Origin of the sequence: Novosphingobium sp. (genome assembly GCF_965214355.1) — a bacterium.
GTDB lineage: Bacteria > Pseudomonadota > Alphaproteobacteria > Sphingomonadales > Sphingomonadaceae > Novosphingobium.
Genome location: NZ_CBDCBI010000002.1, coordinates 1,883,054 through 1,908,375, shown reverse-complemented (window position 1 = coordinate 1,908,375; position 25,322 = coordinate 1,883,054). Strand labels below are relative to the sequence as shown.

The 25,322-nt window shown below is 63.8% G+C and carries 6 protein-coding genes and 1 pseudogene; all 7 read right to left on the bottom strand.

Going from position 1 to position 25,322, the window contains the following annotated elements:
* Positions 1–8: 8 nt before the first annotated feature.
* Positions 9–3,140 (bottom strand): CHAT domain-containing protein, encoded by a 3,132-nt coding sequence (locus ACOOE2_RS09185; RefSeq protein ID WP_420382709.1) that lies wholly within the window; start codon positions 3,138–3,140, stop codon positions 9–11.
* Positions 3,137–15,409, bottom strand: a complete 12,273-nt coding sequence (locus ACOOE2_RS09180; protein ID WP_420382708.1) for a hypothetical protein — start codon at positions 15,407–15,409, stop codon at positions 3,137–3,139. Before ACOOE2_RS09180 ends, ACOOE2_RS09185 begins: the two co-directional genes overlap by 4 nt.
* Before the next feature lie 15 nt (positions 15,410–15,424).
* A complete protein-coding gene (locus ACOOE2_RS09175) occupies positions 15,425–17,233 on the bottom strand; it encodes a ShlB/FhaC/HecB family hemolysin secretion/activation protein (RefSeq protein WP_420382707.1) in 1,809 nt (602 codons plus the stop codon).
* A 998-nt stretch (positions 17,234–18,231) separates the two neighbouring features.
* Positions 18,232–21,351 carry a family 78 glycoside hydrolase catalytic domain gene (locus ACOOE2_RS09170; protein ID WP_420382706.1) on the bottom strand — a complete coding sequence of 1,040 codons (3,120 nt, stop codon included), beginning with the start codon at positions 21,349–21,351 and terminating at the stop codon, positions 18,232–18,234.
* 25 nt (positions 21,352–21,376) lie between these two features.
* Positions 21,377–21,673 carry a fibronectin type III-like domain-contianing protein gene (locus ACOOE2_RS09165; RefSeq protein ID WP_420384586.1) on the bottom strand — a complete coding sequence of 99 codons (297 nt, stop codon included), beginning with the start codon at positions 21,671–21,673 and terminating at the stop codon, positions 21,377–21,379.
* A gap of 123 nt (positions 21,674–21,796) precedes the next feature.
* Positions 21,797–23,212, bottom strand: a pseudogene (locus tag ACOOE2_RS09160) (glycoside hydrolase family 3 protein); the annotation flags it as partial.
* A gap of 283 nt (positions 23,213–23,495) precedes the next feature.
* Positions 23,496–25,319 (bottom strand): UvrD-helicase domain-containing protein, encoded by a 1,824-nt coding sequence (locus ACOOE2_RS09155; RefSeq protein ID WP_420382705.1) that lies wholly within the window; start codon positions 25,317–25,319, stop codon positions 23,496–23,498.
* Between the last annotated feature and the right edge of the window lie 3 nt (positions 25,320–25,322).

The following is a 25,322-nucleotide window of genomic DNA, read 5'->3' as shown; positions in this document are numbered from 1 at the left end:
TCCGATGGTTACATTCCATTTTGCTTTTGGTTCGAGAAATCTGCGCCAGCGAACGCCAGACCAGAACGCGCCGTACCCGTCAGCAGCGGTTTCTGTGCATCGCCGACGATAAAGAACGCGCCCCAGCGGAACGGGTGGGAAGTTGCCGGGTTCGACAGGATCGCAGTCTGCGCCACGCGCAAGGCATCGCCGATCGTCGACGTGCGCGCCGAACGGTAAAAATCGACCATCAGCTGTTCGCTTTCGCCCGCATTCGAAATCGGCCAGTACGTCGACATCACTGCGCGCGCATTGGCGGCAAGAAACGCACGGACCAGGCCTTCGAGCGAAGCGCCCGCGTCCTCGCGACCCGTCGCGCGCGCCTGGCTGATACTGATCCCCGCCGCAGTGTTGCACGCCGACAGCACGACCAGATTGGCATCGAGCTTGAGCCGGGCAATTTCGTCGAACGACAGGAACGCGGCTGATGGCGGGCCGCCCAGGCTGGTCACGAGGCCGGGAGGCGAAGACTTGCAACCCCATTGGCCTTCGGTCGCGCCATGGGTTGCAAAATGCAGGACCTGAAATTGGTTGAGGTTGGTCGCATTCATGACTGCGACATCGGTAAATGCCGCGCCGGTCAGCTTGGGCACTTCGGCCAGGCCCAGCGCTGCGCCGGCACGATCCAGCTCGCTTGCGTTGATCGGAGCCAGTTCCCGGGTCAGTTCGGCAATGGCCTTGCGTTCGACCAGGCAATCGCTGCCGACGCTGACCAGCTGGTCACCCACTTGCGCTTCCAGCGGAGCTGGCTGATGCTGGGCAAAACCCATGAACGGCAAGGGCGCCGAGGATTTCGACAGGCTGCGCGCGACGATCAGCGAACGCGGCGACAACGCCACGGATACCGCCATGCGCCGCGCGATGAAATCGACCCTGCTGTAGTCGTAAATATCCTTTTTGCTCGAGACCAGAAATGCGGCGACGCTGGCCTTGTCGGCTACCAGTACCGTGATCGGGACCTGTTGCAGCGGCCCTGCAGGATCGACAATCAGCGATTTTGCCGACAGCAGACGGTCCGTGATCGGCCCGGTCAACAGTTGAAACAGCGCGTTGGCCGCGCCCACGGCGAAACGTTTGAGCTGATGCTCGTCACCATCGATCGACGTGCGCACCAGCGTCGCCAGTTGTTCGAGCGTTTTTGCAGGCCGGGTCGCTTTGTAGATCACCGCCCCCTGCTGATCGATGAACACCCCGAACAGCGTGTCATGCACCCGCGCCAGCTTGAAATATGCTTCGCCCGGCTGGAGCACCCCTTGAATGTCCTTGATCGTCGCAGGGGCATCATTGACCGCGCTATACGCCTGATCCTTCAGCAACTCGGTCTGCAGAATGACCAGTTTCTTTTCCAGACCATCCCGCTGCTCATTCAGTTCCGCGGCTGTCTTGGGCGCGGTCGCCTCCACGCTTATCGCTTCGTAGCGGATCCGCGTGATCTCGTGCTCGAGATCCTGCACGTCCTGGAATTTTGAAGCCAGGGCCGGCGAGGCCGCGACTGCGGTCTGCAATGCGATGAATTGTCGCGCTATTGCGGGATTGCCGATCAATTGTACCGCTTTGAAAAACTGCTCGGGCGCTGACCCCGCCGGATTGGCCTGAAAATCATCGATCAGCAGATCAAGATATTTCTCGATCGACGATGGCAGCACCGCACCCTGGGAATCGGTTGCACTCAGGTCCTTCATCGCCTCGCCAAATCGACGAATAGCGTCGTCCTTGCCGGATGGCGCCATCGCAGTAATCGCCGCCCTTTCGAACTCCGCTTCGATCATGACAGGTCCGACCTCGCCCGAGGATTGCGCCAGCTGGAGCGTGGCTATCGCCGCGTCGACGGCTTTCAGTGCGCCGGCACGATCGCCGGTCGCCAGCAGCACGCGCGCGCGCTCGCGCTCGATACGGGCCTGGAGCCACAGGATCGGTTGCTTGTCGATCCGTTCCTGGATCAGCAGATTTACATCGTTGGTGGCCTGATCAAGCGCCTTTTGCGCTTCGTCCGGTTTACCCTTGTTGAGCAGCACGACCGCGCGCGCCCAATTCACCTGGCCATCAATCACCAGTTGCGACAGCGCATTGCCGTCGGGAGCCTCGGTCGACCCCTCGATATGACGGCGGTTTGTCGCGATGACCTTGTTCATCTCGCTGATGCGCGCCAGGTCCTGCAGTGGTTGATCGGTGTTGGCGTGGATCGTCAGGCTATCAAGCTTGGCCAAAGCCTCGTCATATTTCTGCTGGTTCAGCCGATCAAGTGCGATGTACGTCGTACGTTCACGCCCGAGCACGGCAGCATTTGCCAGCTTGGGGTTGGCGTCGAGCAGATTTTGTACCATCGCAAAGCGGGTTTCTGCCGCGTCGAAATATCCGAGGTTGGAATCGGCGAGTCCGGCGAGCAACAGCAATTCGACACGGGTCGCGATCGGCGCATCGGGTTGCAACCGGCTGAGCGCATCGTTCAGGATACGCGACGATTCGGGATACAGCCCGGCGCGGATGTCGCGCAGACCAATGCCTAGCGCTTCTGCGGAATTGGCACCTACCACTGCCACCTGCACCGCTTGTGGCGGCGCGGCAGCGAGCGTGCCGACATCGACTTGCGGTTTCAGTGCCGCAGTCCGGTTGGTCTCCACAGCCAAGTTTTTGCTTGCCAACAGCCGCAGCGCCTGTTCCGCGGGGACCTGGGCGGGCGCTATCGCGCTGGCCGAATAGATATAGCCGCTATGTTCAAACGATGTCTCGACGGTCGGATAATCAAGCTGGCGATCAAAGCATTGCCGGGCATGAACGGTGCCGAGACCCGATACGGTAAAATCGGTTGCTGCCCCGCATGTCAGGAATTTGCGGATAGCGGCTGCGTTAGCAGCGCGCGCACGCCGCACGATCGCGACATTGCGGCTGGCCGTTCCGCCGCGGCACGTCATCGCCAGACTGACCGTAAAGATATCGGGCGAAGCGGGATCCTGCCACAGGCGATTGGCGACGCACGCATCGCCCTTGCCATTGCGTCCCAATTCGACATGGTCGGGCACATCGGGCTGCCGCGCAAAGGCCGGGCTGCCACCTGCAATCAGCACAATAACTGACACAGTGGTGAGTAACGCCTTGGTCATTGGTGTGCATCCCCGGTGGTTTGCGCGCAGTTCGTCCGCTTGTCCGCGCCGCATATCGGCGGCGTGCTGTCGGGCAACGGGCCAACTAGGTCCCCGACTCCCAGAATGTCGAAGTCATTGAACAGCACGTCGTTGTTGGTGCCGATCAGGGAGTCGAACGATATCTGGAAATCGGTATTGGCATAAAGGATCGAGACACGTTCGGGATCGACGATGTTGAGCACCGCATCGAGCACGCCCGGGTTCAGACAGCTGGCGCTCGACCCGATGATGCAGCCGTTGACGCGTGCCGTCCCCGGCGAGACATTTTTCGACAGGATCGATGACCCCAACAGCGCGGTCGAAACACCGCTGACACCGTTGATCGTGCCAAATACCTCAAACGGTCCGGCGGGCGCCGAACCGATCCCCGTCAGCGTCAATGCGCCGGATTTTGCGCTCGACAACGCCACGCCCGAATTCAGTCCCGGTATGCCGGTGTTCTGAAACAGTGCAAAATTCGCGTAGTTCACCGTCAGCGTGCCGGCAGTGATATAGGTCGCGGCTTTGGTCTGGTAGGGATTGGTGCCCCCATCGACCGAATAGTAGAGCGCGGAGTTGGGGTTGTTGACCATCGCCGCCGCCGCTGTCGCGGCTTGCGACGGTGTCAGGCTCGAGCCCTGATCCAAGCCGAGCGCATGCCCAAACCCTGGTGTCACGCCCGCGCCGATCGTCTGCGCGTTCAAGGTCAGCGCGCCGCCGCCGATATCGATTGCGCCGCCCGAACCGTCGAGCGCGGTCTGGATCGACACCAATTTCGCAAGACCGGTGTTATCGGCCGGTGCCGATGGCGATGTGCCGCCGATCTGCAATGCTGCCAGCGACTGCCCGGCGATCTTTCCGTTGACGAAGATGCTGCCCAGCCCAAAAATATTGAGCATTTTGACCGAACCATTGGGCGAAAATGCCCCTACGTTGATGATGCCGCCCGTCCCGGCCGCAGTGGCATCGAATGTCAGGGTCTGCGTGGCCAGCAGCTTTGTCGAAATGTCGGTCGCGCTGATGAACCCCCCGCCCAGGTCCATCTTGGAGCCGGCCGCCGTGCTGCTGTCGATGATCGTGATGTTCGTCGCTTTGACCGTATCGCCAAAGGTAACTGCCGGGGACGAAACCGTCACATTCGCTGCAGAAACCGTGCTGTTCAATTTGACCGACCCTGCCACCAGGTCGGTTGCAGTCAGCGTGGTGTCGCCAGTGGATTGAACCGTGTCTGCGATCGTCATCGACGATGCCTTCACGCCGATCTTGCCGCCAGAGTTGACACTGTTCAATTGCGTGGTGCCCGTGCTGGCGAAAGTGATATCGCCAGTGCCCAGGGTGGTGGTTTTACCGCTCACGGCAATCGTGCCGGACGCGCCGGTCGCGTTTACATTGATCGTGCCGGTCGCGCCCGACGCCGACAATCCTGCCAGCGCGACCGAATTGGCGGCGGTGACGGCAATCGGGCCTGCGCTGGAAACTATGGTCTGTCCGGCGATATTGCGCCCGGCGGTTACCGCCACCGATCCGCCCGCAATCGTCTTGAACGCGACGTCCTGTACCGAGCCTGGCTGCGCAGAAGCAGTCCCGGCCGACAGCATGACCGCGCCTGTAGCACCTCCGATAAAATCGGTGTTGCCCAGCGCAATGCTGCCCGTGGTCGCCCCGGCCGCGCTGCCCGCTGTCACCGCAAGCGTGTTACCTGCAGCGCTCTTGTCCGCTTGCAGTGTCAGCGTTCCAGCGCCTTGCGTCACGTCGCCGCTCGTCGCGGCAATCGTCACTTTGCCACCCGCGGTCTGCATCACCGGCGACGCACCGCCGAGCAACACACTCGTCCCGCTGACCACGTAGTCCGTTCCGGCCGTGATTGCGCCATTGACAGTGGCCGCACCGTTGCTGGCGTTCGCCTTGACATAGGTCCCGGCGTTGGCCGTCGTGATCATGGCGCTGGTGACGCCTTGCGCCAGAATGTAGTCGGTCTTGGCCGTGCCCGAGGTCGACGCATCGCCTGCCTGCGAAATTGCCGAGATGTGACTTCCGGCCATACCGCTGGCAGAGGCCGTACCGCCCGCCTGCGCCGCAATGAAGCCGCCCGCAGTGCCACTCGCGGTCGCGGCGCCGCCTGTTGCCGAAATGTCGGTGCCGGCGCCGCCCGTCGCGCTTGCCGCAAGCGCCGCATTGGCCATGATCGCGGTTCCGGCTGTGCCGGTGGCGGTAGCATTGCCCGATTGCGACATCGCCGTGATCGCTTTGCCCGCCGTGCCGGTAGCCAGCGCATCGCCACCGGTTGAACTGGCACTGAGCGTGCCGGCAGTCATCACCCCGCCGACCGAGGTCCCGGTCGCAGTGGCAAGGCCTGTCGACGATGTCACGGTGAAATTCCCGGTGGTCGTTCCGTCACCCAGCGCGACACCGCTGGCGTTTGCCGCGCCGCTGGCCATGACCGTAAAGTTCCCGTTGGCTGCCGTGCCGTCCGCAACCGTGACGGTTCCTGCAGGCGCGCCGGTGGCCGACACCAGCACATTGCCACTGGCTTTTACAGTGCCCAGGGTGACTGTGCCCTGGCCATATCCGGCCGGCTGGTTGACCTGCACATCGAAAGCGCCAGGGCCCGCCGGTACAGTCAGCGCCGAGATCGTGACCCCGCCGCCGAGGTTGTTGGCCACGTTGCCCACCGCATTGATCACGGCGTTGCCACCGGTTGCCGATACGCTGTCGATCGTCGCATTGCGCCCCGCCGTCAGGCTGGCCGCGCCACCGCTGGTGGTTACGCTTGCGCTCGTAATGTCGCGCCCGGCTGTCACGGTTGCCGACTTGCCCGCAATCGTCAGGAACGTGACGTCCTGCACCGAACCCGCAGCAGCAGGCGCTGCCCCCGCCGACAGGATCACTGCGCCGGTGTTGCCTGCACTGCCACCCTCGAACGTCGTGCGGCCCAGCGCGATGCTGCCCGTGGTCGCGCCTGACGCCCCGCCCGCTGTCACCGTCAGCGCGTTGCCCGCGCCGGTCATATCCGATTGCAATGCCAGCGTTCCGGACCCTTGCGTCACGTCGCCGCTTGTCGCGGTAATCGCCACTTTGCCGCCTGCGGTCTGCGCGACTGCCGAAGCACCGCCGCCTAGCAGCACACTCGTCCCGCTGACCAGGTAATCCGTTCCGGCCGTGATCGCGCCGCTGACCGTGGCGACACCGTTGCTGGCGTTTGCCTGGACATAGCTCCCGGCACTGGCCGTCGTGATCGTCGCGCTGTTGGAGCCTTGCGCCAGAATGTAGCCGGACGTGGCCGTGCCCGACGCCATCGCATCGCCGCCCGTTGCCGAAATGTTGGTGCCGGCGCCGCCAGTCGCGATCGCTGTGAGCGCCGCATTGGCAGTGATTGCGGTGCCGGCAGTGCCGGTGGCCGTGGCATTGCCCAATTGCGACATCGCCGTGATCGCTTTGCCCGCCGTGCCGGTAGCCAGCGCGTCGCCGCTGGTTGAATTGGCACCGATCGTGCCGGCAGTCATCACGCCGCCGACCGAAGTCCCGGTCGCAGTGGCAAGGCCTGTCGACGATGTCACGGTGAAATTCCCGGTGGTCGTTCCGTCACCCAGCGCGACACCGCTGGCGTTTGCCGCGCCGCTGGCCATGACCGTAAAGTTCCCGTTGGCTGCCGTGCCGTTGGCGACCGTGACGGTTCCTGCAGGCGCGCCGGTGGCCGACACCAGCACATTGCCACTGGCCTTTACAGTGCCCAGGGTGACTGTGCCCTGGCCATAGCCTGCCGGCTGGTTGACCTGCACATCGAAAGTGCCAGGGCCCGCCGGTACAGTCAGCGCCGAGATCGTCACCCCGCCGCCGAGGTTGTTGGCCACGTTGCCCACCGCATTGATCACGGCGTTGCCACCGGTTGCCGATACGCTGTCGATCGTCACATTGCGCCCTGCTGTCAGGCTGGCCGCGCCACCGCTGGTGGTTACGCTTGCGCTCGTAATGTCGCGCCCGGCTGTCACCGTTGCCGACTTGCCCGCAATCGTCAGGAACGTGACGTCCTGCACCGAACCCGCAGCAGCAGGCGCTGCCCCCGCCGACAGGATCACTGCGCCGGTGTTGCCTGCACTACCACCCTCGAACGTCGTGCGGCCCAGCGCGATGCTGCCCGTGGTCGCGCCTGACACACCGCCCGCTGTCACCGTCAGCGCGTTGCCCGCGCCCGTCATATCCGATTGCAATGCCAGCGTTCCGGACCCTTGCGTCACGTCGCCGCTTGTCGCGGTAATCGCCACTTTGCCGCCTGCGGTCTGCGCGATTGCCGAAGCACCACCGCCCAGCAGCACACTCGCCCCGCTGACCAGGTAATCCGTTCCGGCCGTGATGGCGCCGCTGACCGTGGCGACACCGTTGCTGGCGTTTGCCTGGACATAGCTCCCGGCACTGGCCGTCGTGATCGTCGCGCTGTTGGAGCCTTGCGCCAGAATGTAGCCGGACGTGGCCGTGCCCGATGCCATCGCATCGCCGCCCGTTGCCGAAATGTTGGTGCCGGCGCCGCCAGTCGCGATCGCTGTGAGCGCCGCATTGGCCATGATTGCGGTGCCGGCAGTGCCGGTGGCCGTGGCATTGCCCAATTGCGACATCGCCGTGATCGCTTTGCCGGCCATGCCGATCGCCAGCGCGTCGCCGCTGGTTGAATTGGCACCGATCGTGCCGGCAGTCATCACCCCGCCGACCGAAGTCCCGGTCGCAGTGGCAAGGCCTGTCGACGATGTCACGGTGAAATTCCCGGTGGTCGTCCCGTCACCCAGCGCCACACCGCTGGCGTTTGCCGCGCCGCTGGCGATAACCGTAAAGTTGCCGTTGGCTGCCGTGCCGTTGGCGACCGTGACGGTTCCTGAAGGCGCGCCGGTGGCCGACACCAGCACATTGCCGCTGGCTTTAACGGTTCCCAAGGTAACGTTGCCTTGGCCATATCCGGCCGGCTGGTTGACCTGCACATCGAAAGCGCCAGGGCCCGCCGGTACAGTCAGCGCCGAGATCGTGACCCCGCCGCCGAGGTTGTTGGCCACGTTGCCCACCGCATTGATCACGCCGTTGCCGTTGGTCGCGGACACGGTGTCGATCGTCGCATTGCGCCCTGCTGTCAGGCTGGCCGCGCCTGCGCCCGTAATGACGCTCTGACCCGTGATATCGCGCCCGGCGATGAGGTTCGCCGACCCGCCCGCAATCGTCCCGAACGCGACGTCCTGTACCGAACCTGCCTGCGCGGGAGCAATCCCGGCCGACAGCATGACCGCGCCTGTCGTTCCTCCGATAAAGTCGGTATTCTTCAGCGCAATGCTGCCCGTTGTCGCGCCTGTCGACCCGCCCGCCATCACCGTCAGCGCTTTGCCACTGCTGTTCGTGTCCGATTGCAGAGTCAGCGTTCCGGCGCCTTGTGTCACGTCGCCGCTCGTCGCGGCAATCGTCACCAGGCCGCCCGCTTTTTGCGTGACTGCCGAAGCGCCACCGCCCAGCAGTACACTCGTCCCGCTGACCAGGTAATCCGTTCCGGCCGTGACATCGCCGCTGACCCTGGCAAGCCCATTGCTGGCATTCGCCTTGACGAAAGTCGCGGCGTTGGCCGTCGTGATCGTTGCGCTGGTGACGCCTTGCGCCAGAATGTAGTCGGCCGTGGCCGTGCCAGAGGCCGTTGCATCGTCCGCCTGCGATATGGCCGAGATGTGACTTCCGGCCATACCGCTGGCAAAGGCAGTCCCGCCCGCCAGCGCATTGATGGAGCCGCCCGCATTACCATCGGCGCTCGCGGCACCGCCTGTTGCAGAAATGTCCGTGGTGGCGACGCCATGCGCGATTGCAGTAAGCGCCGCATTGGCCGTGATCGCGGACCCGGCGGTGCCGGTGGCCGTGGCATTGCCGAATTGCGATGTCGCAAAAATCTCACCACCCGCAGTGCCGGTGGCCATGGCGTCGCCGCTGGTCGAAGCCGTCTTGACCATGCCTGTAGTCGAGATGCCCCCAACCGACGTCCCGTTCGCGCTGGCCAGGCCGGTTGACGATGTCACCACGATGTTGCCGGTGGTCGTCCCGTCACCCAGCGCGATCCCGCTGGCGCTCGCCGCACCGGTGGCTGTGACCGTAAAGTTACCCTTGGCGGCCGTGCCGTTGGCGACCGTAGCCGTTCCGGCGGGTGCGCCGGTGGCCAGGACCGCAATATTGCCGCTGGCGTTGACCGTGCCCAGTGTGACGGTGCCCTGGCCATAGCCCGTCAGGTTGTTGACCTGTACGTCGAACGTGTCGGTACCCGCCGGTACGGTCAGCGCGGACACTGCCGCGCTGCTGACGGCATTGCCGGTAACATTGCCCACCGCATTGATCACGGCGTTGCCGTTGGTCGCCGAAACGCTGTCGATCGCCGCATTGCGCCCTGCGGTCAGGCTGGCTGCGCCGTTGCTGGTGATCACGCCCGTGCCCGCAATGTCGCGCCCCGCAATCACCGTCGCCGATTTGCCCGTGACAGTCTTGAACGCCAAGTCCTGCACCGAACCTACAGCTGCCGGCGCTGCGCCCGCCGACAGCATCACCGCAGCGGTCGTGCCCGAGCTGCCACCGAAAAACGACGTCTGGCCCAGTGCGATGCTGCCCATGGTCGCGCCGGCCGACCCGCCTGCCGTCACAGTCAGCGCGTTGCCAGCGCTGGTCGTGTCCGATTTCAGTGTCAGCGTTCCGGACCCTTGCGTCACATCGCCGCTCGTCGCAATGATCGTCACTTTGCCGCCTGCGCTCTGCGTGACTGCCGGCGCACCGCCGCCCAGCAGCACATTCGTGCCGCTGACCAGGTAATCCGTTCCGGCCGTGACATCGCCGCTGACCGTGGCAAGCCCATTGCTGGCATTCGCCTTGACATATGTCTTGGCATTGGCCGTCGTGATCGTTGCGCTGGTGACGCCTTGCGCCAGGATGTAGTCGGCCGTGGCCGTGCCAGAGGCCGTTGCATCGTCCGCCTGCGATATGGCCGAGATGTGACTTCCGGCCGTACCGCTGGCAAAGGCAGTCCCGCCCGCCAGCGCATTAATGGAGCCGCCCGCATTACCATAGGCGCTCGCGGCGCCGCCTGTTGCAGAAATGTCCGTGGCGGCGAAGCCATGCGCGATTGCCGTAAGCGCCGCATTGGCCGTGATCGCGGTGCCGGCGGTGCCAGTGGCCGTGGCATTGCCGAATTGAGATGTCGCAAAAATCTCACCACCCGCAGTGCCGGTGGCCATGGCGTCGCCGCTGGTCGAAGCCGCCTTGACCATGCCCGTGGTCGAGATGCCCCCGACCGACGTCCCGTTCGCGCTGGCCAGGCCGGTTGACGATGTCACCACGATGTTGCCGGTGGTCGTCCCGTCACCCAGCGCGATCCCGCTGGCGCTCGCCGCGCCGCTGGCCGTGACCGTAAAGTTACCCTTGGCGGCCGTGCCGTTGGCGACCGTAGCCGTTCCGGCGGGCGCGCCGGTGGCCAGGACCGCAATATTGCCGCTGGCGTTGACCGCGCCCAATGTGACGGTGCCCTGGCCGTAGCCCATCAGGTTGTTGACCTGTACGTCGAACGTGTCGGTACCCGCCGGTACGGTCAGCGCGGACACTGCCGCGCTGCTGCCGACATTCCCGGTAACATTGCCCACCGCATTGATCACGGCGTTGCCGTTGGTCGCCGAAACGGAGTCGATCGCCGCATTGCGCCCTGCGGTCAGGCTGACCGCGCCGTTGCTGGTGATCACGCCCGTGCCCGCGATATCGCGCCCGGCAATCACCGTCGCCGATTTGCCCGTGACAGTCTTGAACGCCACGTCCTGCACCGAACCTGCCGCAGCAGGCGCTGCGCCCGCCGACAGCATCACCGTAGCGGTCGTGCCCGAGCTGCCACCGAAAAACGACGTCTGGCCCAGTGCGATGCTGCCGGTGGTCGCGCCGGCCGACCCGCCTGCCGTCACCGTCAGCGCGTTGCCCGCACCGGTCATATCCGATTGCACAGTCAGCGTTCCGGACCCTTGCGTCACGTCGCCGCTGGTCGCGCCGATCGTCACCAGGCCGCCCGCTTTTTGCGTGACTGCCGAAGCACCGCCGCCCAGTAGCACACTCGTCCCGCTGACCAGGTAATCCGTTCCGGCCGTGACATCGCCGCTGACCGTGGCAAGCCCATTGCTGGCATTCGCCTTGACGAAAGTCGCGGCGTTGGCCGTCGTGATCGTTGCGCTGCTGACGCCTTGCGCCAGAATGTAGTCGGCCGTGGCTGTGCCTGAAGCCGACGCATCGCCGTGGTGCGAAATTGCCGAAATATAGCCCGCAAGTCCACTGGCCGAGGCAGAAGAGGCCGCATCGGCACTGATGTACGTACCGGCAGTGCCGGTGGCCAGCGCATCACCGCTGGTCGACATGGCGCTGACCATGCCTGTAGTCGAGATGCCCCCAACCGACGTCCCGTTCGCGCTGGCCAGGCCGGTTGACGATGTCACCACGATGTTGCCGGTGGTCGTCCCGTCACCCAGCGCGACCCCGCTGGCGCTCGCCGCGCCGCTGGCCGTGACCGTAAAGTTACCCTTGGCGGCCGTGCCGTTGGCGACCGTAGCCGTTCCGGCGGGTGCGCCGGTGGCCAGGACCGCAATATTGCCGCTGGCGTTGACCGTGCCCAATGTGACGGTGCCCTGGCCGTAGCCCGTCAGGTTGTTGACCTGCACATCGAACGTGTCGGTACCCGCCGGTACGGTCAGCGCGGACACTGCCGCGTTGCTGACGGCATTGCCGGTAACATTGCCCACCGCATTGATCACGGCGTTGCCGTTGGTCGCCGAAACGGAGTCGATCGCCGCATTGCGCCCTGCGGTCAGGCTGGCTGCGCCGTTGCTGGTGATCACGCCCGTGCCCGCGATATCGCGCCCGGCAATCACCGTCGCCGACTTGCCCGTGACAGTCTTGAACGCCACGTCCTGCACCGAACCTGCCGCAGCAGGCGCTGCGCCTGCCGACAGCATCACCGCAGCAGTCGTGCCCGAGCTGCCACCGAAAAACGACGTCTGGCCCAGTGCGATGCTGCCGGTGGTCGCGCCGGCCGACCCGCCTGCCGTCACCGTCAGCGCATTCCCCGCACCGGTCATATCCGACTTCAGTGTCAGCGTCCCGGCGCCTTGTGTCACGTCGCCGCTCGTCGCGATGATCGTCACTTTGCCGCCTGCGCTCTGCGTGACTGCCGGCGCACCGCCGCCCAGCAGCACACTCGCCCCGCTGACCAGGTAATCGCGGCCCGCCGTAACGGTGCCGGCAACCGTGACTTGCCCGGGTGCCATCACGGTCTGATCGATCAGTACGTCGCTGGTCGCGTTGGCCGCCGACAACCCGGCAAGCGCGATTGTACCGGGCGCATCCACCGAAATCAGCCCGGTCGTCTTGATGACATCGCCTGCGCCATGGTCGGTCACGCTGTTGGTGGCGGTCACGCGCAGACTTTCGAGCGCATTGATCGCGCCCACCGACGCGTTGAAATCGACCACACCGTCCTGTGCCGCGGTGTTCAATATGCCGTCGCCGGCATTGATGGTAAGCGCAACCGGCGAAAGCGCGCCGGCGGTGTTGACCGTAGAGCCAAAGGTTATGCCGCTGTTGGTGGCGCCTGTGCTCGACAGCGCGGTCGTTGCACCGAGCGTGACCGCGCCGTGGTAATCCTGAACGCCCGATGTAACCACCGTGCCGCCGTTCAGCGCGCTTGTGCCCGTCACGGTAAGCGACGCAAGCGGCCCACCCATGCCGATCGCACCATTGAACGTCGCATTTTTTTCGATCGACAGGGCGTAGCCTCCGTCGACCATTCCAAGCGTGACATCGCTGCCGTTCAGCGCAGTCGCCGATGTCATGGTCATCGGACCGAACGTCGTCGCCTGGCCCAGGACCAGTGTTCCGTTGGTCGAAACTGCGTTGAAACTGTAAGCCGTCGTGCCGATCGTGTAATCGCCGCCATTTAGCGTCAACGCGGCATTGCTCGGCAATGCCAGCGACGCCGCATCGACTCCGGCAAGCGCAATAGCCGCGCCCGTCAGGCTGACCGCGCCGAGCGGCGTTATTTTGCCGGCTTGCCCGGTCAATGTGACCGTGCCCGTCCCGGCGGCAACGGTCAGGGCATTCGTGCCGTCAACCGTTGCGCCGAATGTTACAGCGCTGTTGGTCGTCGCCAGACTGGTCGTCCCACCCAACGTGACCGCGCCCACATAATTCTGCGCGCCCATCGTGGTGAACGACAATTGCGCCAGCGCGGGCGTGGCATTGAATTGCGTTGTCCCGGTGACCATCACTTGCGCGAGCGCGGCCCTGTCGCCGACCAGACCATCGAACACGGCGTTTGCGTTGATCGTCAGGCCGTAATTGCCTTCGAGAACCGAATTCACCGATGTGCCGGCCGTGCCGAATGTCACAGTCGACCCGGTCAGATTGGTCGCGGCCCCCAACGTGGCCGTGCCCTGGTAATTCTGCGCGCCCGATGTGGTCACGGCGCCGCCATTCAGCGCGCTTGTGCCCGTCACGGTGAGCGACGCCAGCATTGTGCCGCTGCCAATCGCGCCATTGAATGTCGCATTTTTTTCGATCGAGAGGGCAGAGGGCCCGTCAATCGTTCCGAGCGTGACGTCGTTACCGTTGAGCGCAGTCGCCGATGCCAATTTGATCGCATCAAACGTCGTGGCCTGGCCCAGAACCAGGGTGCCGTTGGTGGTGGCTGCATAGAATCTGTAAGGCGGCGTCGTGTCGATCGTGTAATTGCCACCGTTCAGCGTCAACGCTGCATTCATCGGCAACATCAGCGACGCGGCATCCACCCCGGCGAGCGAAATCGCTCCGCCCGCCAGGGCGACCGCACCAAGCGGCGCAAGGTGTCCCGCCTGCCCGGTCAGCGTGATCGTGCCGGTTCCGGCGCCGACGTTCAGGGCATTGGCGCCGTCGATTGTCGCGCCGAACGTCACATCGCTGTTGGTCGTCGCCAGACTGGTCGTGCCACCCAGAGTGACCGCGCCCTGGTACTTCTGGAAGCCGGCTGTCGTCACGGCGCCGTTCAGCGTCGTTGTTCCGGCGACTGCCAGGCTGGCCAGTTTCGTGGTCGCGCCGACCGCGCTCCCGAACGCGGCCGATCCATTGACCGTCAATCCAAAGGTCCCGTCGATCGTCCCGTTGAATGCGGCCGTTCCGCTGGTGGCGATGCTGGTGTCGGCCGCCAGAACGGTTGGTCCGAAAATGTTGACCGAGCCACCGGTGGCGGTCGCGCTGGCGGCCGGTCCCGTGCTGCCGAGCTGGATCTGGTCAAACGGATTGGCGGTACCCGTTTTGGTACCGTCGCTGGTTGTGGAAATCGTCACGACGCCATTGGTGGCCGTCGCGACCAGGCTGCCACCTGAATTGACCTGCAGCAGCAAGTCGTTCGCCGTGGCCTGCGATACGGCGCCGACCGCCACCGAAGACCCCTGCACCGTGCCAAGGATACTGACCCCGCCACCGGAAATGGTGGTGCCCTGGTTGATTGTATACGAAAGCGGGCTGCCGACACCCGATTTGACGGTCACATCGGAGCCGGCCACGATCGCAACATTTCCCGTAGCCGTCAGACTTCCACCGAGCGAAATCATCTGCCCCACCACCAGCACTTGGCCGCTGGAGGTTATCTTGCTTGCCGCCACCCCACCGTTGGCGCCCTCCAGCACTATACTTCCCGCCAATCCGCCGCTGAATTGAACGTTGAGCGGCGTCGCAAATGCCGTAGTCGGATCCGCGATATTGAGGCTCGAAAGAACGAGGCTGCCACCGCTGAAGACAGAGCCACTGCCAAAGGTGATGCCGGCAGAATTGATCAGCCAGATGTTTTCCGGCGTGCCCGCATTGGTCGCATCGATTTTCCCCGCAATCATCGACGCGCCATTGGCCGAATTGATCTGGTTGACCACGGTGCATGCCGTCGTGCAGCCAGTGTACGCCACGAGCTGGTTCGTCGGGATATTGTATGAATCCCAGGTGACGACCGCATTTCCGTTCGTCTTGACATTCAGGGCCGTCGAATTGGCCGCCGTTGCTGGCGCACCACCGGCATTGGCACCGTTGTAGGTCAGCGATCCTGTGAGACCGGGCGCGTTGACGATCGTCCCGCCAGACGGAAGCGTTGTTCCCGCATGCGCATCCAGGCCCACGCTTGCCGCAATCAGGCTGCTGGCCAGCGCGGTCCCGAACGAAAGCGAGCGACGAAAGCTTATGGTCAGTTTCAGCATGTCAGACACCCGCGCTTAAAACTTGATACCGAACGGAAACAGTTGCGCCGTCAGCGAAAACATGAACCGCGCCGGCGCGGTTTGCTTGTTGTTGACCCCCAGGATCGGCGGATCGAGCGGGCGCGCATACGTGAAGTCGAGCTTCAGGCCGCTGGTCATGATCAGACGCACGCCCGCCCCGACCGAGCGCTGGATCGTGCTGGGCGCGGTGGTGAACGGGTCGAGATTCCACAGATGAACCCAGTCGAAAAACCCGTAGAATTGCGCGGTGGTCCGCGGTGTCAGCGGCTTGTTGAGCCGGAATTCGTTCGCCGAGGCCAGCGCACGGTCGCCGGTGTTGGCGCCCGGGTCGTATCCGCGTCCTATGGTCAGGCTGCCCAGTGCGAATTCATCGTAATTGAGAAGTTCGCGGTTGGCCCATTGCCCCTGCGCCGTGCTCGCCAGTTCGACAAAACTGCCGATATCGAGCACGCCCGAGATGTTGCCGCGCACGATGAACGGCACCGAACTGCCGTAGAAGCGCGAAGGGCTGTAGCCGCCGACCGTTTGCCCGCTTTTCGTCGCGCCGAAAATATCGGCGCCCTTGCGCAATTCCAGCGATCCGGACAGCAGCGCCAGCCGGCTGTCATCCGCACGCAGAAAACGCGTGTCGCCATCGACGCGCATGAAAAAGGTCGAAACCCGGTCGAGGTTCAGCGGCGTCCCGACATCGGCCAGATAAACCTTGGTCCGCTGCTGCGCAAATTCAAAGCCGGCGGTCAGCCTGGCATTGGCGGACAAGGACCGCAGCAGCGGATGATCGACCGCAACACTGCCGATCTCAGACACCGTGCGCAGATCGAGCGAGGGCAGCGCCGGTCGCGATTCCGCAACGGTTCCGGCCAGCGACAGGTGATCGCCTTGAGCGTCGAGCGTGATGTCTTCGCCCGCCTGGATCGTGCGCTGTTTCTTGAAATCGAACGTCGTTGACCCGGCAATATAGGCGCGGTCGTTCAGCCCCAGCAGATCGTAGGCTTCGATCCGCGCGTAGACCGTTTCGCGTCCGAGCAGCGAACTGTTGTAATTCTGAACGTTGCCGATCACGCTGAAACGACGGTACGAGATTTTCATATCGCCGATCAGATCGCCAGGTTTCGCATTGTACGTCGCAGGCGACAATCCCATCTGGATGGACAGGCCGGGAATGTCGTTGGCTTCCAGCAATATGCGCTCCGCATCGGCCGCATTCAGCGGCGACAGACGCTTGAGTGCCGCAATTTTGCTGAGGATCAGTTTTTCAAACGGCCCGGCATCGCCATGGACATGAACATCGACAATCTTGCCCGAAATGACCTCGAGCCGCAGCACGCCATTGTCGATGGTCTGCTGCGGGATCTGGACCGCTGCGACGTATCGCGCGCGACGCAGCCTAAAATTCGCTTCATCGCGCAATTCGCACACGAGCTTGATGGTTGCAGGTGCCGCACCGGGCTTGCCCAGTTCGCTTCCGATCCCTTGCAGCAATCGTACAATTTCAGGCGCCAGCGGCTCACCGTTCCCGCCGCCCAATCCGGTAAACTGCACCTGGCTGATCGAAACCTTCAAATTCGAGTCGGATATCGAACACGGGCCGGGTTGGAACCCGCCATTCTCGTTCACGCTTGCGCGCGCTCGTTCGCGCGAACCTTGCGGGACATCCGGATTGGCTTCCTGCTTGGTCGGCAACGAACCCTGCGGCGCGGTGATTGCGGGCGGCGGAGGAGCGATTTGCGCCCTGGCCGTCGGCACCGCGACCGCAAGCGCCGAAAAGAGGCCCGCGCAAACAAATTTATCCGTACGATTCATAAGCCCCCGCTTAGTAAGTAGCTACCGCGACAAGCCCCTTTAACGGCTTGCGCCAGCGAGTTGCGCCCCTGCGTTGCATCCGAAATGTTTTTTTGAAACCAGCTTCCAAATCCAGTCTGAAGCTGATGATTTTATAAAAACGCCCCATTAGAACCGACATGGCACAACCCATCACTGCCAACGCCCACCATTGGTATGATCAAATGCCGTTTCAACGTCGACTGGGCCGAACGAACAGACTGCACTATCGATTTCGATTGAATTTCCTCAATTTATTACCCTTATAGCTTTTGCAAAGATGTCCCCGCAGCATATCCCAAATTGGCGCGATACAGATCGCGAGTTCTGTTTCCGGGTACGAATCCAGAACCTGTCTCTTGATAAGAGATGAAAAACATTTCTCTTTCAAGTCAATATTTCGTGGCCGATTGGTCTTTGGATCGACTTGCGTGCAACAGGCTCATGGGTTTGCAATAACTTGGCGTTGAATTGTGACAAGTAGACGCCGAGCTTCGGTAACGCGTTGGCGCGCGATGCTAGGGTAAATTCGTCCGCGCCATGGAATGCGACTTTGCCAGACAGAGCAAAGCGAATGGCGCGCCTGTACTGCAGACCAGTTTCGTGAAAGGCCTGCACCTGACAGGGCGGTGCGATGTGCCGTATCTTCTGTTTGCTACGCCACGGCAAACCATGACTCGAATGGTCATTCCGTAGTCGAACAAGTGGCCGCAGAGAATGCCCGCTATTTTGGGCCAAATATTGCCTAAACCGAGCGGTGGATCCAGTCATCCGCGAACCGCTCTCCGCATCCAATTCCCGTTTATGGTCGGAATTCCCGTTTTTAGGCCGATTAAGCGGGAACTCGGCACAGGACGGTGCATTCCGGTCAATTCGGTGCCGCGCAAACTGCTGATATGGCGGGTAATAACCGGCATTTCCCGTCAAACTTAAACGGGAAAAATTCGCATCACTGGGTCCGCGCGGAAATCTTTGCCTGATTAGAGCGCGCCGGAATAGCGATTGGGCCCTGGCTGTGCCCGCGCCGCCATTCCGCGGGGCAGCGCGACATCGGCGCTGACGCCGTCGGGCAGTTCGACATCCAGCCGAAAGCGACCATCGTGCGCGGTCCAGTCGGTGCGGATCGTTCCTCGCACGCTGCGATAGGTCGCTCCGCCGCTGCCCAGGCGCGGGTCCATGATCGGGGCGATACGTAAGCGGGCAAAGCCCGGCGCCACGGGCTCGATGCCGGCCACGCGGCGAAACAGGAAAGCGCCGATCGCGCCAAAGGCGTAATGATTGCGGCTGTTCATGCCAGGATCGCTGGTGTCGCTGTCCCAGCGTTCCCACATCGATGTGGCGCGATGGTCGACCATGTAACCCCACGACGGCGCGCTGCGTTGCGACAGCAGCGTGATCGCCATGGCCTCCTGCCCCGACATCGCCAGCGCGTCGAGAATGTGCGGCGTGCCGAGAAAGCCGGTCGAGAGGTGATTGCCCCGCCGCGTGATGTCCGCCGCCAGCGCTTGCCCGGCCTGCGCCCGGTGGTCGTCGGGCAGCAGGCCAAAGCGGATCGCGAGCACATATCCGGTCTGGCTGGCGTTGCCGACCGCGCCATCGGCGCCGACGTAGGCCCGCCGGAAGGCATCCGCAATCGCGGCAAACAGATCGCGGTACCGCACCGCTGCGGCTTGATCGCCGATGGCAGTGGCCATCGCTGCCATCATGCGCGCGTCTTCGGCCCAGAAGGCTGTCGCGACCAGCGCCTTGGGCGTGGTCGGCGCGCCGGGATTGCTCGTCGGCGCATCGACCGACAGCCAATCGCCGTAATCCGCGCCGTGATTCTTCTGCCACAGGTGATCGGGGTTGGCGGCCCCGATCCAGTTCATATATGCTTCCATCGCGGCCCAGTTCGCGCGGATCACGCCGGTGTCGCCGTATTGCATCCAGGCGGTGTGGGGCAGCACGATCCCGGCATCGGCCCATCCCGGCGACGACAGTTTCAAGGTCGGGACAAACGGCGGGATACAATCGGGAAACGCGCCTTTGGCGCTTTGCCCGTGGCGAACGTCTTCCATGACCCGCGCGGTGTAAGCGGCAACGTCCATGTTCCATGCGGCGGCCGGCCAGAACACTTCCGCATCGCCCATCCAGCCCAGCCGTTCGTCGCGCTGCGGGCAATCGGTCGGCAGGCCCTGGAAATTCGCCTGCTGGCTCCACACCGAATTGCGCCAGAACTTTGCAATGACCGGATCGCCGCACCGCAATTCGCCGGTCATCGCCAGATCTTGCGTGGTCATCAGGCCATCGACATGCCACGCGGCCTGATCATCGGGAACGCCGGTGATTTCGACATAGCGAAAGCCATGATAGGTAAAGCGCGGCACCCAGGTTTCCCGCCCGCGCCCGGCGGCGATATAAATGTCGCGCGCCCGCGCCGTGCGCAAATTGGCCTGATCGACGGTGCCGTCGTCATGGAGCAATTCCGAAAAACGCAGTTCGATCCGCGTGCCCGCGGCGGCCTCGACCGAAAGGCGGGCCACACCGGCAAAATTCTGCCCGAAATCGACCACGAAATGCCCCGGACCGATCCTGCGGACCGTCTGCGCGGCGAGCGTCTGGCGTACCCGGATCGGGGGACAGCGCTGCGGGTCGACCGCGATCGCCGGCGCACCCACAGTGACCGCAGTGCGCCATCCGGCATCGCTGGCGCTAGGCAGCGCCCAGCCGGGCTGTTCCCGCCGCGCATCGTGGATTTCACCGTCATAGATCGAATGCGCGAGGATTTCGGAATCGGCGATTTGCCAGTCCGCGCCCGTACCGATCATCGCGGTGGTGCCGTCGTCGAATTCCAGTTCGAGCTGCGCGCGCAGGCGGCACGGCGCTGGACCAAAGGCAAAGCGGCCGCTGGTACTGAACCGCGATCCGTACCAGCCATCGCCGACGACGAACCCGATCATGTTGGCACCCTGCCGGATCAGGTGCGTCACATCATAAGTCTGGTACAAGATACGCTGCGAGGGGTCGGTAAATTCAGGCGCCAGCCGGCGATCATCGACCGGAACGCCGTTGATCATCGCGTCATAGACGCCAAGCGCGGTGGCATGGAGCCGAGCCGAACGCACTGTACGCGATGTCACGAAGCTTCGGCGCAAGCGCGATGCAGGGGCGATCGGCCAGGGCTGCCCGATCGGAAGGTTTCCGGTCGCGGCAACCGCATCGGCCCAGCCGGCGTCGGCAAAGTCGGCGGCCTGCCATCCCGGCGGCGCGTCGAGCGCGACTTTCCAACCGGCATCCGCGCTCGTCAGGCGTTGCGCAAGACCATCGCCGTGGCGCAAAAGCGCGGTGAGCATGCAGGGCGCCACGCCAAATCCGACGCGCCGGTTCACCGCAACGGCCACCACGGTTCGGCCGGCGGGCAGGTTCAAGGGACGCACCGCCATTTCGGTCCAGCGTGCGGGGCCATCGCGCGGTGGCGGCGCGGGCATTCCGTTGATCCAGACACCGGTCGTTTCGTGCCCGGACAGGCACAGTTCGACAGGGCCCGCCTTGGGCAAGTCGATGGTCCAGCGAAAGGCGCGCGCCTGGCCGGCCTTCTGGCTGTCGGCGCCGGTGATCCAGTGAAGCCCGGCCAGCCGATCGATGGAGGCGGTTTGCGTTTCGCTGGCCAGCCAGTCCGCGTGCCAGTCGGCTGGGTCAAGGCCGGTTTCCCACCGCATTACGCCGCTGCGCAACGGAGCGTGGCCGGGTACCGTCCACGCTTCGACCTGCCAGAACGCCTGCGTGCGGGAGGGCAACGCAGGACCGCCATAGGCGATGTCGAAACACTGGGTCGACGCCACCCGGCCCGAATCCCACAACAGATTGCGCGCAGCAGCCAGATCCAGCGCGTTGCGCGCCACGCGAACGCGCCAAGTGCTTTGCGCGCCGCTCTGCCCCGCAAGCGCCCACGAAAATCGCGGCGTCAAATCGCCCAGAGCAAGCGGCGTATCCAGCCCGCAGACCTGTGCCTGGACAATCGCGGGCCCGACCCCGGCCCGGCTCAGGGCCATGCCTGGCATGGTTGCCGCGCCTGTCCCGGCAAGCCCGAGCCCGATGGCTTCGCGTCGATTGATCCTCACGGCAGGTCCTTTCGCGGGCCCGGTTTCAGGGGCGATAGCTGGCGGCGGACAGGCTGGTCTGCGCGGTCAGTACCGGATCGGTCGCAGAGCGCGAAAGTTCGACCCGGATGGTGCCCGGCGCAGTGATCCAGCGTTGTCTGGCCGTATCGAAACTGGCCAGCACAAGCGGGTCGGCAACCAGCGTGATGCTGCGGCTTTCCCCCGGCTGCAGTTGCGGTTTGGCCCAACCGACCAACCGCCGCGCCTTGCCCGCCAGGGTGACATAAATTTGCGGGACATCGGCCCCCGGGCGCGACCCGGTGTTGGTAACGGTAAACCGCACGGTTAGCGATTTGCCGCCGCGCACGCTGAGGCCGGAATAGGCGAACCGGGTATAGGACAGCCCTTCACCAAAGGCGAAAACCGGTGTCTCACCCTTGCGGTCGAACCAGCGATAGCCCGCGTCCGAACCTTCGGGATAGGTGATCGTGAACGGCGGGCTGTTGGCATTGACACCATAGACGACCCGATCCTTTGCCCCGAGCGGCGGAAGGTCCGATCCGGGAAGCACCGGGTGTGGCAATTGCGCCAGCGATTGCGGGAACGTCACGGGCAACCGGCCCGACGGGTTGACTGTACCGGCGATCACCTCACCGATGGCGGTCCCGCCGCGTTGTCCGCCATACCAGGCGGACAACACCGCCGGCACTTTCGCCAGCCAGGGCATGACCACGGCGTTACCCGTTTCCAGCACAACGATCGTGCGCGGATTGGCGCTTGCGACCGCATCGATCAGCGCATCCTGCCCGTCGCCAAGGCCAAGATCGGCGTTGTCCTGCGCCTCCGTGCTGAATTTTTCCGCCAGCACGACCACGGCATCGACCGCACGTGCGACACTGGCAGCAGCGGCAGGATCGGTGCCGTCGAGGTAGCGGATGTCGGCCCCTGGGAACGCAGCGCGCAAGCCATCGACCGGCGTTGCGCCGCCCCAGGCACGGCGGGAGAACATGGCGGCAGCACCCTGCTTGAGGGATTCGACTTTGCGAAACCCGCCGACCGGCACCACCTGGCTCGATCCGCCACCCGATGGCACACCCAGGTCACCATGGCCGCCCACCACCAGAATTGAGCGGGTCGCAGGTTTCAGCGGCAGCAGATCATGCGCGTTTTTCATCAGCACGATCGCTTCGCGTGCGGAAGCCAGCGCCACTTTCGCATCGGCGTCATAATCGATCGCGGTCGGCACCGGCCCGGTCTTGCCCAGATGATTGTCCTCGATCGACCACAGGATGCGGCTCACTGCCGTGTCGAGATCGCCCGGTGTTACCCGGTGCTCGGCCAGCGCGGCGGGCAGTTCTGTGGAAAGCCAGCGTTTGGCATCGATACCTTCGCCCGACTGCTGATCGAGCCCGGCGTGGAGCGCTTCCGTCGAATGCACCGCGCCCCAGTCCGACATGACATAGCCACGATAACCCCAGTCGCGGCGCAAGACATCGGTCAGCAGGAAGCGGTTCTCGCAGGCATATGTCCCGCCGACCTTGTTGTAGGCGCACATCACCGATCCGGGCCGTCCTTCAGTTATGCCAATGCGGAATGCCAGCAGGTCGCTTTCGCGCATCGCTGCCTCGTCCATATCGACGCTGGCGGTGGCACGACCGGTTTCCTGATCGTTGAGCGCAAAATGCTTGATCGTGGCGATGATCCGGTTCGACTGGATACCGCCGATGGAGGCGGCGACCATGCGCCCGGCGAGCAGCGGATCTTCGCCCAGATATTCGAAATTGCGCCCGCCGCGAGGATCGCGCACCAGATTGACCCCGCCCGCCAGCAGCACGTTAAATCCCTTGGCCCGGGCTTCGGCGCCGATCATACGGCCACTTTCGCGCGCAAGGCGTGCGGCACAAGTCTATGAAAATTAGAGATATTTTTTGCATTCCGTACGAGGATAAGCGGATGGCCGAATTACTGCGACTACGATGGCACTCTCCAAACGCAGTTTCGGTCTTTACCACTGCACGCTGGCGAGTTTGTTTGCTGCGGCTGCTTACGACCGAATTGCGACGTTTGTTTCTAGCGGCGCAAACGTTGCAATCTAACAAAAGTTGTCATTCGGGTTCTCTCATGACACCACCCGGACTCAGATCGCCAGCGCTCACCGCTCAACTCTATTCCACGGGGATCAGCAGGACGCAGACATCGTCTTTGGGCGACATGATTGTCGTTCGGATCTTCGCGCGGGTCACGCTAACGCGGAAATTCTGGCGCGCCTGCGTCATCCGGCCGGCGTTCACATTGCCGCCGGCGATCCGGTCTGGGTTACCCACGATCTCGCCTTTGGCCCGCTTCGGCCAGCCTTCAAAGATGATGACCTCGTCGAACTGCTTACCTTTTGCCTTGTGCATGTTCATCACGACAACCCCTGACTCAGGCTTATGCGCCGTCGCGAAATGCTCCTGAACGAATGACTGACGCGTGATGGCAAGGGCGTTCTTGTAGGCGCCGGTGTCGCGCCAATCCTGCGAGAGGCTCTGACGGAGCTGCATGCCCCGTTCCAGCAGGCGAACGTTTCGGGCTTCCTGGGCAACCTCCACGAGCCGCTTGCAGCCACCCGCCTCGAGGGCGGCGCGAACCGCCGTCCAGTCAGCATCAGGCTGGCCGGTCAGCACCAAGGCGCTCGCAGCCTGGTGTACGGCGAACGTCGCTTGCAGGACGCTGTTGGCCGACGTCGCCTTGCCCTTTGCAAGGCATCCGTTCCACTTTTCCAGCGCGGACCTGAACCGCCCGGCTTCCTCCAGGTCGCCCTTCGTCGGCTTCGCGCCGCCGCGTCCGTCGAAGAAGCTGCAAAGCACGTCGACGAACTCGTCGAAGCAGCCATTATGACTGCGCTGCTGCAGGAGGAACGCGATCACCTCGGCGGCCAGGATAGGCCCTTCCATATCGACGGCCGCCGTATGAGCGATCGGCGGCACGTTCCCGAACGGCGCGCGCAGATTGTCGGACACCAGACGCGTCATGCGCTTGGTGGGGACCAGGATCGCAAGCGACCAATCGCGCTGGCCTAGCGCGAGGAGCCGTTGCCGAGCCTTCAGCACCTGAGCGACAAGCGAGGCATAGGCCTGGTCCGGGTTCGACGCGAACCATTCGGCTTCCACGCCCTGATAGGGTTCGTCGCGAAACTTGCCCGTGAGGAGATGATTGCCGAAAATGGCAATATCGGTGCCCTTGCTGCGGTGATTGTCGCCGGCGAGGTCGTGCTCCGACGGCGTGAACGCGGCCCTGAAGTGGTTCAGCCGCTCGGGATCGGCGCCGATGAAATCGAAGATGCGCTGCTCGGGATCGGCCAGCGCGATCAGCGTGCTGCTCTTCCCGATCGCCTCGACGGCGCGCCATTGCTCGGCGCTCGTGTCCTGAAATTCGTCCAGAATGATGAACGGGTACATGGTCGAGACGAGCTCGCGCAACTTGACCGAACCGTGCAGCAGGATGGCCACGCGCTCGGCGAACAGATCGAAGCAGACCTTGCCTTCCTCAGTCGCGAGCCGCATGCGTTCGGCCACTTCCAATGCCGCCTTCTGCGATTTTTCCTGGTCCGACAGCTTCGACGGGGCCTTGAAGCCGCTGCGGATCGACGACAGCGCGATCGCTTCGTTCGGCGGCGTAAGGATCGTCATCCGCCGCGGAAACCCGACCAGGTAGCCGTGGGCCTTGAGGATGCGCCAGAAGAACGAGTGATAGGTATCGACCTCGATCCGCTTCTTTTCCTCTTTGGTGAATGACCGCTCTTCGTCGATCGCCTCGAAAACGCGCGAGACGGTCGCGCGCGCGAAACTCAGGAAAAGGATGCGCTGCCCGGGCCGCAGTTTTTCACGCGCGATCCTCGCCGCCTTCAGGATCGACACTGTGGTCTTGCCCGAGCCCGGACCGCCGACGACGAGTTGAGGCCCTTCTGCGGTTAGAACTTCCTTTTGCGCCAGCGTTAGGTCGATCATGGC

Coding starts and splice junctions, on each gene's coding strand:
- ACOOE2_RS09155 (WP_420382705.1), bottom strand. CDS start 25,319: ATGATCGACCTAACGCTGGCGCAAAAGGAAGTTCTAACCGCAGAAGGG.
- ACOOE2_RS09180 (WP_420382708.1), bottom strand. CDS start 15,409: ATGCTGAAACTGACCATAAGCTTTCGTCGCTCGCTTTCGTTCGGGACC.
- ACOOE2_RS09175 (WP_420382707.1), bottom strand. CDS start 17,233: ATGAATCGTACGGATAAATTTGTTTGCGCGGGCCTCTTTTCGGCGCTT.
- ACOOE2_RS09185 (WP_420382709.1), bottom strand. CDS start 3,140: ATGACCAAGGCGTTACTCACCACTGTGTCAGTTATTGTGCTGATTGCA.